Below are 10,043 nucleotides of genomic sequence, written 5' to 3' on the forward strand. Positions count from 1 at the left end.
CCAACGGCCAAACCGCGAGCTATCGCTATGACCCGTTTGGTCGCCGCATCAGCAAAACCCTCGAAGAGAAAACCACGGAGTTCTTCTGGCAAGGCGACAAGCTGATCGCCGAACACCATGCCGATCGCCATCGCAGCTATCTCTACGAACCCGACAGCTTCCGTCCGTTGGCACTGCTGGAAGGCTTCGGTCCAGAAGACGTAAAGCCCTACTACTACCAACTCGACCACCTCGGTACACCGCAGGAACTCACCACGCCCGACGGTGAAATCGTCTGGTCCGCGCACCACCGCGCATACGGCGAAATCAGCCGCCTCGACGTCGGCAAAATCGACAACCCTCTACGTTTCCAAGGCCAGTACTACGACCAGGAAAGCGGCCTGCACTACAACCGGCATCGCTACTACCATCCGGATATTGGTCGTTACCTGACGCCGGACCCGGTAAAGCTGGCGGGTGGGATCAATGCCTACCAGTACGTGCCCAATCCTACTGGGTGGGTAGATCCGCTGGGATTAAGTTCTTGTCCGGAGTCCGCTGAATGCAGACCAGCTTATAAAGCCCAAAGTCCTTTTGATTCCGCTAGAGTTGACTCTGGTGAGCCACGAACTCCCGAGCCGCGGCTGACAGCTAGACAGGCCAGGATTGAGGAACTTACCGAGGCCAATGCGAAGCGTCGAATCCTGGAGTACGAAGAAAAGTACGACATGCATATGGTCGGCAAGCACAGCCCGGAGGTAGAGAATCACAAGGTAGAAAGGCGATCGTTTGATGGAACAGACCCAATAACGGGGAGAACGCCAATAAATAGAAGGGGGTCCCGAGTTCGCAATTTAACAGTTGGAAGTTTCAGCTTCAGGCATGGACAAAAGCCCCTCGCGGACAGAACGGGGGCTACCGCGCTACACCGGCGTTGATGACAGCAGAAACGATATTGTACGTTCAGAATTACCAGGAGCTGGACGAGGCTACAGGCCAAACAGAAGAGACCCAACCAACCCAACCTTTAACCCATCCATGAATGCTGTAGAAATGAAATTTCGAGAAGACGGCACACCTTTCACCTTATTCCCCATTAAGGAATGACAACAAATGTTATATCACCCCGGCTCCGACACCGTCCCATTCGACGCCAGCCTTTACTATTTCGTGGGAGTTTTTGATATTTATGACAGGGAAGAAACCAAGGGGAAAGAGCTCGCTCGCTATAACCCGAATAACAGTAAAGACAGAGAAAATCTCATACTAAAATATTGCTTAGACCCATACAAAAGACTCTCCTATCGACACAGATACAAATTAATAGAAAGCCTATCCTTCGCCTTAAACACCGTGAATTTCAACTTCCAATCTTACTTTGAGGACGATCCAGACAAATACACTACGATGGCCTGGGATGAAACAGAAATAGTCGACCTTCGAGGTTTCTTCGCCGACATCTACCGACTCGCCAATGAAGTCTGGAAAGACGACCTCCAAAAAGCCAGCCGCAAAGACCAATCAACTTGGTAACCCACCGCCTGTGGCGAGCGAGCAAACTCCCTCGCCACAAGTGCATGATCTACTTCAACGCTTGGCCAACTCCATAATCATCCGACTCAACAAATAAACCCGAGGCGCCACACTCTCCACCTCGGCATATTCCTCGGGCGTGTGAATATTGCCGCCCACGATCCCAAACCCGTCCAGCGTCGGCGTGCCTACCCCGGCCGACAAGCTTGCATCCGCCGCGCCGCCGCTGCCTTCGATGGTCAGGGTTTTGCCCAGCTCCCCGTAGATGCCCTGGGCAATCGCGACGAGTTTGTCCGATTCCGCCGTTTGCGGCATTGGCGGCAGCCCGCGTTGCAGGCTGGTCTTCACTTCCGTTTCGGGGATCAGTTTGTCCGCTGAAACCCGCGCCAGGTCTTTCTCGATGCGGTCGAACTCTTCCGGCAACGCCGCGCGCACATCGGCCTTGGCGGTGGCCTGGTCGGGGATAACGTTGGTGCGGTCGCCGGCCTTGAGCACGGTGAAGTTGATGGTGGTTTTCTTTTCTTCGTCCCCCAGCTTGCCCAGTTGCAGGATCTGGTGCGCGACTTCCATGGCGGCATTGCGCCCCAATTCGGGAGCGACGCCGGCGTGGGCGGCTTTGCCTTTGACTTCGACCACCGCGGTGGCGCTGCCTTTGCGCCAGACCACCAGGCCGTCGGCTGGGCGGCCCGGTTCCAGGTTGAGGGTCACGTCATGGCCCTTGGCGGTGGTGCGGATCAGTTCGGACGCGTCGTCGGAGCCGGTCTCTTCGCTGGCATCGAGCAGGAAGGTGATCTGCGCATAGTCCTTGAAACCCTGGTTTTTCAGGACTTTCAGCGCGTAGATGCCGGCGACGATGCCACCTTTGTCGTCCATCACCCCAGGGCCATAGGCACGGCCATCCTTGATATGGAACGGACGCTCGGCGGCCGAGCCTTCCTTGAACACGGTGTCCATGTGCGCCATCAGCAGGATCTTGGCCTTGCCGGTACCCTTGAGGGTGGCAACCACATGGCTGCTGTTGGCGGCCTTGTCCGGCACCAGTTGAATACTGAAACCCAGCTGTTTCAATTCATCCACGGCAATATCGCGCACTTGGGTCAGGCCGGGCTCGTAGCCGGAGCCGGAGTCGATATTCACCAGGCGTTCCAACAGTTTCAGGGCCTGATCCTTGTACTGTTCGGCATCCGCCTGGATTTGTTTGTGCGGTTCGGCACTGTAGGCCGGCAGGGCGAAGGACAAGGCCAGGGTGGCGGCCAGCAGGGTACGGGGGAAGGTGAAGAGCATGAACCGGTCCTTGTTTTTGTTGAAGGGGTGCCATCACACCCTACCCCACTAAACGGACCGCAACCAAGCCCCCTGCAGTGAGTTGACCCGGTTGCGCCCGCTGCTTTTGGCTTCGTACAAGGCACGGTCGGCATCGTTGAGCCAACTGACGGAGTCGACATGGCTGGGGTGATACAGCGCCAGGCCGATGCTCAAGCTGGCACGCAGGGTCGGATCCTGGGCGTACGCCAAAGCGTTGAAACGATCGCGCAGGGCGTCCATCACCTCAGTGGCGCGGTTGAGCGGCATGTCCGGCAGGATCACGCAGAACTCATCGCCGCCGTAGCGCCCGGCAAGGTCGGTGCCGCGCAGGTTCTGGCGCAAGACCTTGCTCAACTGGCGCAAAACGATATCACCGGTGAGATGGCCATAGGTGTCGTTGATGAGTTTGAAGTGGTCGATATCGATCAGCGCAATGGCCGCTCCCGACGGGCCACGGCGGCAACGCTGGAACTCGAGTTCCAGATGGTCTTTCCAGGCACCGTGGTTGAGCAGGCCCGACAGGCTGTCGGTGCGGCTCAAGGCCAGCAGTTCACGCTTGTGCCGCGCCAGTGTCACCGCCTGGCGGTAGCAGATCCAGCCCAGGGCCAGGGGGTACAGCATCAGGATCGGCAGGCAGGCGTACAACTGGACCTGGGTGGTCACGGCAATAACGGCCGGCGCGAATATCAAAAGCGCCGTGGCGATACCCAGGGCCTGGGCCACCCACCCCGCCAGCATGAAGCGCGGCCCGCCGATGGCGACATTGTTCATGCTCATCATCGACAAGGTGGTGACGCTGGGCAGCGGATTGAAGTGCATCGCGCCGACCCAGAACCCGCCGCAGAAGGAGTCGAACAACAGGTTGCGGCGCTCACTGCGCAACGCATGGGCGGCACGCAACGACGCTTGAAATGCCAGGTGCGGCCAGGCAAACGCGTTGATCAGCATCCAGGCCCACACCCATGGGGACGGGTTCAGCGGATACATCGCAAACGCCACGCACACAAAGCCGAGCGTCATACCCAGGAGACGGGATTTGTACAAGCGCGAAGCGAGCGGAAGTCCATTTCCTCCGACGGCTGGCATGATAGGGGCATCCTGGGTCAATGCCTGAAGTCTATCAGGGTAAAGTCAAAACGCCACTACAGCTTGCAGGCTATTGCTTCAGTGCGAAAAGCCACGTGCCAGCATCAACGCCACGCCGAGCAACATCACCGCCGTGATCCGCTGCAGCAGCACGCGCCGCCGGGGGTTTTCCAGCACGTGCTTGATGCGCTGGCCGAAATAGCAGTACAGGCAACCGCTGGCAAATTGCAGCAGCAGAAAGGTCAGGCCGAGGATGGCGATATCCGCCGCCGAGCTGTGCTCACCCGCCCCGGCAAACTGCGGGAACACGGCGCTGAACATGATGATGGTCTTGGGATTGGAAAAGCCGGTCAGCAAACCCTTGCCGAACAGACTGCGCGAGCCCTCCACGGCGCCAGCCTTGTCGATCGACACGCCGCTGCTGGTCCACTGCTTGTAGGCCAGGTAAAGGATGTAGGCCACGCCGACAAACTGGATGGCCTGGGTAATCGCGAGGTTGCCCTTGATCAGCTCGGAAAAGCCCACGGCAAAGATCAGGATCGAAATCAGGTACGACACACTGGCGCCGATCTGCGCCGGGATCGAACTGCGCAGGCCGTCCTTCAAGCCCAGGCTCAACAACAGCAGGGTCATGGGGCCGGGACTGAAGGTCATGGTGGCGCAGAACAACAGGAAGTAGAGAAAAGAAGACAGCGTTAACGCACTTGTCATGGTCCGGGACCTTGAATGGAGAGAACGGCAACAACGGGGCGGGCACCACAGGCGCACGCCCCTGGATGACATCAGGCGACGGCGATTTCGGTCGTCAGGGATTCGCGGTACATCAAGGCCAGGTCGGCCAGGGCAGCCTTGGCGGTCTGGTTGCGGGTTTCAAACGCCACCAGGCCTTTCCAGTTGGTTTCGACAATGGCTTGCATGACGTCGGCGTAGTCACAGTTGCCGTCGTGAATGCCGAAATGCTGGTCTTGCACGCCGTTGTTGTTGCTGAAGGAAATGCCCTTGATCAAGTGGTGATACTTGCGCACCACGGCCGCCGGCAGGCCGTTTTCGATATTGGCGTGGCCGGCATCGAGGAAGAAATACACGTTGTCGTGGGCTTGCAGGCGCTCGAACACGAACGCGTATTCCGCCTCATGGGTAAAGATGTAGTGGAAGGGGCGATAGTTGACGTAGTTGGACAGGTTTTCCAGGTAGATGTCCGTGCCCTTGGCCGCGGCGTAACTGGCCAGTTCCTGGACTGACTTGAGGTAATGCTCCAGCGCCACCTTCTTGGCCTTGAGCACCATTTTCGGCTCGACGATGCAGCCACCGTGAATGATCAGCGGCGCGCCCAGGCGACTGGCGATATCGATCTCCTGCTTGACATAGGCCACCGCGGCCACGCGGAACGCCTCGACGTCACTGCCCAGCGGCGCCTTGAAGTTGCCATGGAAGACCGGCTTGACGCCGCTGGCGGCGATCTGCGCCTGCAGGCTTTCGATGCGCGCATCGGTCCAGTCGTCGACCATTTCGCCGAACAGGCTGCCGTCCACATACCAGTGGGTGCATTGCCCATCGATGGCGGCTTGCAGGCCCTGTTCCGCGGCCAGGTATTTCTGGTGGGCCACACCGGTGCAGAACGGCACGGCGGGGTTGATCAGTTTACTTTCCATGGAGCGATTCCTTTCGTTGATGGAGGGTCAAGCGGGTACGGCGTCAGCGAGTTCGATGGCCATGAAATCGGCCTTGGTCACACCGCAATCGGGGCATGTCCAGTCTTCAGGCACCTCTTCCCAAGGGGTGCCGGCGGGAATTCCGTCCTCCGGAATGCCCAATTCTTCTACGTACATAAAACCGCAGGGTGCACACATATAAGTCTTCATGAGAATGCAAAATCCATTGCTCGCGTATAGGAAATTTCGCCAACTCCTGGCGAGATGGCGCGCAGTCTAGGGGAATGGCATTGCGCCAGGCAGGTAAAGTGATGCCTAATCCGGCCTGACTTCACCGGTAAAATCACCGGCAAACATAAGGACGTTTCATGTTGGTATCCGCCATCGCCTTTGTGGAAGGCACACCCAAGGTCCAGCAGATCGTGGAAGCGTTCAGCCGGGCCATCGAGGCCGGTGAATGGGCGCCCGGCAGCAAGTTGCCGTCGGTACGCGAGTTGACCGAACTTCTCGGTGTCAGCAAGTTCACCCTCAATGAGGCCCTGGACCGTCTGCGCGGGCGCAACCTGCTCACCTCCAGCCAGGGCCGTGGCTATTTCGTGGCGATGGACAGCGCGCGCCCGGCGTCGGTGACCTGGGTCGACCTGCTGCCCCAGGACCTGCTCAGCGTGTTGCGCCGGCCCCTGGTCACCGCCAGTGGTGAACTGCGTCCCGGTGGCGGGCACTTGCCGGAGGACTGGCTGAACGGCGAAGCGATCCGCCAGGCCATGCGCAGCGTGGTGCGCGCGCCGTCGCTGCGCATCGCCGGGCTGGGCACGCCGGCCGGGCTGTTGCCGTTGCGCCAGGCGCTGCAGCAGAAACTCCACAGCGAAGGCCTGTCGGTGCCGGTGGAACAGATCATCACCACACCCAACACCGTGCAGGGCCTGGACATGCTCATGCGCCTGCTGGTGCGTCCCGGCGACACGGTGCTGCTGGACGCGCCGTGCTACTTCAACTTCCACGCCAACCTGGCCCTGCATGGCGTCAAGGTGGTGACGCTCGAACGCCGCCCCGACGGCTTCGACTTCACCGCCCTCGAACACCTGCTGGCCGAACACCGGCCCAGCCTGTACCTGACCACCAGCGTGTTGCATAACCCCACAGGCCATTCCTTCAGCCCCGGCCAGGCGTTTCGCCTGCTGCAACTGACCCAGCAGTATCACTGCCATATCGTCGAGGATGACCTCTACGGCGACCTGCACCCCAATCCGCCGCCGCGCCTGGCCGCCGTCGCCGGGCTGGACCAGGTCACCTACCTGTCGGGGTTCTCGAAGATCCTCAGCGCCAATACCCGCGTCAGCTACGTGGTGGCCGCGCCGCAACTGGCCGCCAACCTGACCAACATGAAGTTGATGAGCGGCGGCGTGACCTCGGAGCTGTTCGAGCAGATCGTGTACCGCATGCTCAGTGAAGGCAGCTACGCCAAACACCGCAAGCGCATGGTCCAGCGCCTGATGGAAGCCGGTGGGCGCGTCGAGCAATGGCTCAAGCGCTGCGGCTGCGAACTGCCGATGGCCTTCGAAGGCGGCATGTTTATCTGGGCGCGCCTGCCGCCGGGCGTCAACGGCGAACTGCTGGCCCAGCAAGCCCTGAAGCGCAGCATGGTGCTGGCGCCCGGCGTGCTGTTTGGCTATGACCCGGCTCACCGGGACTTGATGCGTTTCAATGTGGCCCATAGTGATGAGCCACGGGCGCAGCGGGTGTTCGAGGCGCTGCTGCGGCATCGGCTTGCGCAGGCATGAAAAGCCTCAACTGACGATATCACTGCGCTGCAATTGACCCTCTACGCTAAGCACGAAATTCGGCTCATTCGGCGCAGCGCAGATCTCCAGGCTACTCATTTTCAGCACTGGGTTATAAGTCAACATAGCTTCACCCATGGCGCCGGAAAATGCGTCGACGAAGGTCAGTTGCGCAATCCCCAGCGAGGCTCTGACGCCCGAGACATCGACCCTGTCTTCGCCGCTGACAAAATCCATGATCCGGTCGGGTGCGGCCTGGGTCGAATCGCTGGCGCGCCCATATGCAAACAGGTCCTTGCCCTTGCCGCCCCACAGCGTGTCGGCCCCCTCTGCCCCATATAACCAATCATCGCCCTCTCCGCCCTTGAGCTCGTTGGCCACCTCGTTACCTACCATCAAATCGTTGCCGGAGCCGCCGATGGCATTTTCGATCATCGCGCCATAGGCAATCGACACATTCCCCTTGAGGCCACCGACGTCAGAGAAGGTCCCCTCCCGCAGGCTGATTCGCTGAAGCTGCGTGTAGCCGGAGAAGTCCAGGGTGTCATTGCCGCCACCGTCCCAAATGGCCGCTACCATTTTATCCTTGGCAGTGTTGACGCTCAGGAAGTCGCGGTCCGAATTGGAGTTGAAGCCGTAGGTGGTGTCGTCTTTGCGGGTGTCGTGGTTGGCGCCGTACTTGCGTTGATAGGCACTGATATCGTCAAGCTGCGGCGCCGAAGCGCGCATGCCCGCATGATTCATATAGCCGGTGCGCTCGCCCCGGTAACTCATGGCGCTGTGACTCTGCGAGTCCTCGTGATAGCCCACTTGTTCTTTAGTCAGCGTCCTGTCGTAGTCGCCCGTATGGGCCAGCCCCAGGGCATGCCCCAGTTCATGGACGATGGTATAGCGCCCCGCATTTCCCAATGCGGCGTCAACCACAGAGGTGTTGCCTTTGCTGACCGCAAACCAGATATCACCGCTGCTGGCAACACCTGGCGCAGGCAACACGGCATAGCTCGTATCGTTGTAAAGCTGACCTTTACCATTGATTCTCTGGCCGAAGTTTCCAAGGGTAATGTGCCCTTCGCTGGCTGCCGTTCTCGGCCCCTCGGTAAACCTGACATTCGCAACGTCTGCAATGCTCTGCATGCTGAGCCGGGTCTGCTGGCGCTGGTTCTCCAGGATATGGGTGAACCCGGTTTTACCCAACTGCCTCGCGTCCTTGTCAACGGGCGGGGTACGAAATTCGTAGGTCACGTCATAGCGGCCATCACCGTTCTTGTCCGGCCACCCCGGGCTCTTTCGCCAGAGGTGCGAGGCCGCATCCTCGGCAGATTTGGAGGGCAAGCCGTTATGGCGGATGTCACCGCCGCGATCATCTCGATGCCGGAAGGCTTCGATAAGCCGCAACGCATCACTGGGGAGAGAGGCAACAGTTTTCATACGCACACTCCTATCTGGCTGGGGTTCCATCTTGAGCGCCCCCAACTCGACAAACTGCACGTTGCTTCGCCCTCTTGTATAGGCGCTTACGGAAACTGGCTTGGGCATCGACCACCGAAGCTGTAGGCGACCTCCTTACGCCCACCACGAAATCAGGCGCAATGGTCGTTATGCGCTTTAAATCTGTTTTTTTTAACGATTGGATCCCCACCCTTTTGTCAGGCTGTACTAGCATAGGGTTCGTCGGGCAGCACTAACATTGCAGGTTATTCCCATTGGCTAGCCTCTTAATCCCCGTCGCTATAAGACCCAATACCTGCACCCGAAACTCATGGACGAATTGATGAACTCACACCTGTTCCCACATATAGGCAAGGTCATCGCCAGCACCGGCAGTCGCCACTTCCCACGTATGCTGCATGACCTGATCCTTACCCAACTGGCAGTGGACGCCACGCACATCACACAACTGCGAGTGAATGCCGCCGGCCACACCCGCCGCAGGATCAGCCCGGTCTATACCGACTCGGCGGTGGCGTTGGGCGAAGAGCAACCGGCCGCCCAACTGCACCTCACCCGCCGTAAAGACGATGTGCGGTATGTGTTGTCGGTGTACCGCTCGCACCAGTCCGAAACCTTCTCGGCGCAAGAGCGCAGCATGCTGCAGGACTTCTCCACGCTGCTGCTGCCCATGGTAGAAAACCACATCAGCGCGATCCAGCCATGCCCCCCTGGCAGTACGCCGCAGGAACCACAAAACCAGGGCATCGAAACCTTGCGCCGCCGCATTCAGGAGCGCCTGGTGCAATCGGGGTTAACGCTGTCCAACCGTGAACTGGAAGTCTGCGTAGGCCTGCTGGCCGGGCGCACCGCGCCGGAGTTGGCCGAACAGTTGGCGCTGAAGGTCAACACCATCGAGAGCTACCTCAAGCGCGCGGCGATCAAGCTGGGCATCAGCGGCCGGCATTCGTTGTTGCGGTGGATGTATGCCACCGAAGACAACACCAGTCTCTAAGCTGACATCGGTAAAAATGTGGGAGGGGGCTTGCTCCCGATAGCGGTGTGTCAGCTTGCCTATGCATTGACTGACACTCTGACATCGGGGGCAAGCCCCCTCCCACATTTGCTACTCATTGGCAGACAGAGATCAATCCCGAGCCAATGCCTCGATGGGGTCCAGCCGCGCCGCATTGCGCGCCGGCATTCGTTGTTGCGGTGGATGTGTGAACTGGTCAAGTAATCTTGGACACTGATTAAGGTTCACGCCGCCAACCTTTCC

General features: G+C 59.5%; 10 protein-coding genes. 4 read left to right on the plus strand and 6 right to left on the minus strand.

Translation table 11 applies throughout. The annotated features are described in order from the left end of the window. Together CIB54_RS27040 and CIB54_RS27045 are read left to right on the plus strand one after the other, a co-directional pair. Positions 1–917: RHS repeat domain-containing protein (locus CIB54_RS27040; RefSeq protein ID WP_232790618.1), on the plus strand; the 917-nt coding region annotated here is incomplete at its 5' end. A gap of 175 nt (positions 918–1,092) precedes the next feature. Then, on the plus strand, positions 1,093–1,512 hold the full coding sequence (locus tag CIB54_RS27045; protein WP_101221477.1) for a hypothetical protein: 420 nt from the start codon (positions 1,093–1,095) through the stop codon (positions 1,510–1,512). A 54-nt stretch (positions 1,513–1,566) separates the two neighbouring features. Here the strand turns inward: CIB54_RS27045 and CIB54_RS27050 are convergent, their stop codons facing one another. The 5 genes from CIB54_RS27050 to CIB54_RS27070 all read right to left on the minus strand — a co-directional run bounded on the left by CIB54_RS27050 (position 1,567) and on the right by CIB54_RS27070 (position 5,765). Next, complete coding sequence (locus CIB54_RS27050; protein ID WP_101221478.1) at positions 1,567–2,796, minus strand: M20/M25/M40 family metallo-hydrolase; 1,230 nt, start codon at positions 2,794–2,796, stop codon at positions 1,567–1,569. Positions 2,797–2,844: 48 nt separating this feature from the next. After that, positions 2,845–3,903, minus strand: a complete 1,059-nt coding sequence (locus tag CIB54_RS27055; protein ID WP_101221479.1) for a diguanylate cyclase — start codon at positions 3,901–3,903, stop codon at positions 2,845–2,847. A gap of 78 nt (positions 3,904–3,981) precedes the next feature. Then, complete coding sequence (locus tag CIB54_RS27060; protein ID WP_065953201.1) at positions 3,982–4,614, minus strand: LysE family translocator; 633 nt, start codon at positions 4,612–4,614, stop codon at positions 3,982–3,984. Between the two features lie 71 nt (positions 4,615–4,685). Then, on the minus strand, positions 4,686–5,555 hold the full coding sequence (locus CIB54_RS27065) for a sugar phosphate isomerase/epimerase family protein (protein WP_101221480.1): 870 nt from the start codon (positions 5,553–5,555) through the stop codon (positions 4,686–4,688). Between the two features lie 27 nt (positions 5,556–5,582). Further along, the gene (locus CIB54_RS27070) at positions 5,583–5,765 is read right to left on the minus strand and encodes a rubredoxin (RefSeq protein WP_057721870.1); all 183 of its coding nucleotides are present in this window, start codon (positions 5,763–5,765) and stop codon (positions 5,583–5,585) included. A gap of 158 nt (positions 5,766–5,923) precedes the next feature. Between CIB54_RS27070 and CIB54_RS27075 the strand changes: the two genes are divergently transcribed. Further along, positions 5,924–7,336: an aminotransferase-like domain-containing protein gene (locus tag CIB54_RS27075; protein WP_101221481.1), complete on the plus strand. Its 1,413-nt coding sequence runs from the start codon at positions 5,924–5,926 to the stop codon at positions 7,334–7,336. Positions 7,337–7,342: 6 nt separating this feature from the next. Here CIB54_RS27075 and CIB54_RS27080 read toward each other — a convergent pair whose 3' ends face one another. Then, positions 7,343–8,764, minus strand: a complete 1,422-nt coding sequence (locus CIB54_RS27080) for a serralysin family metalloprotease (RefSeq protein ID WP_101221482.1) — start codon at positions 8,762–8,764, stop codon at positions 7,343–7,345. A gap of 343 nt (positions 8,765–9,107) precedes the next feature. Between CIB54_RS27080 and CIB54_RS27085 the strand changes: the two genes are divergently transcribed. Next, on the plus strand, positions 9,108–9,779 hold the full coding sequence (locus CIB54_RS27085) for a response regulator transcription factor (RefSeq protein ID WP_175413320.1): 672 nt from the start codon (positions 9,108–9,110) through the stop codon (positions 9,777–9,779). Positions 9,780–10,043 lie beyond the last annotated feature (264 nt).

Source organism: Pseudomonas fluorescens (assembly GCF_002837185.1).
Lineage (GTDB): Bacteria > Pseudomonadota > Gammaproteobacteria > Pseudomonadales > Pseudomonadaceae > Aquipseudomonas > Aquipseudomonas fluorescens_AM.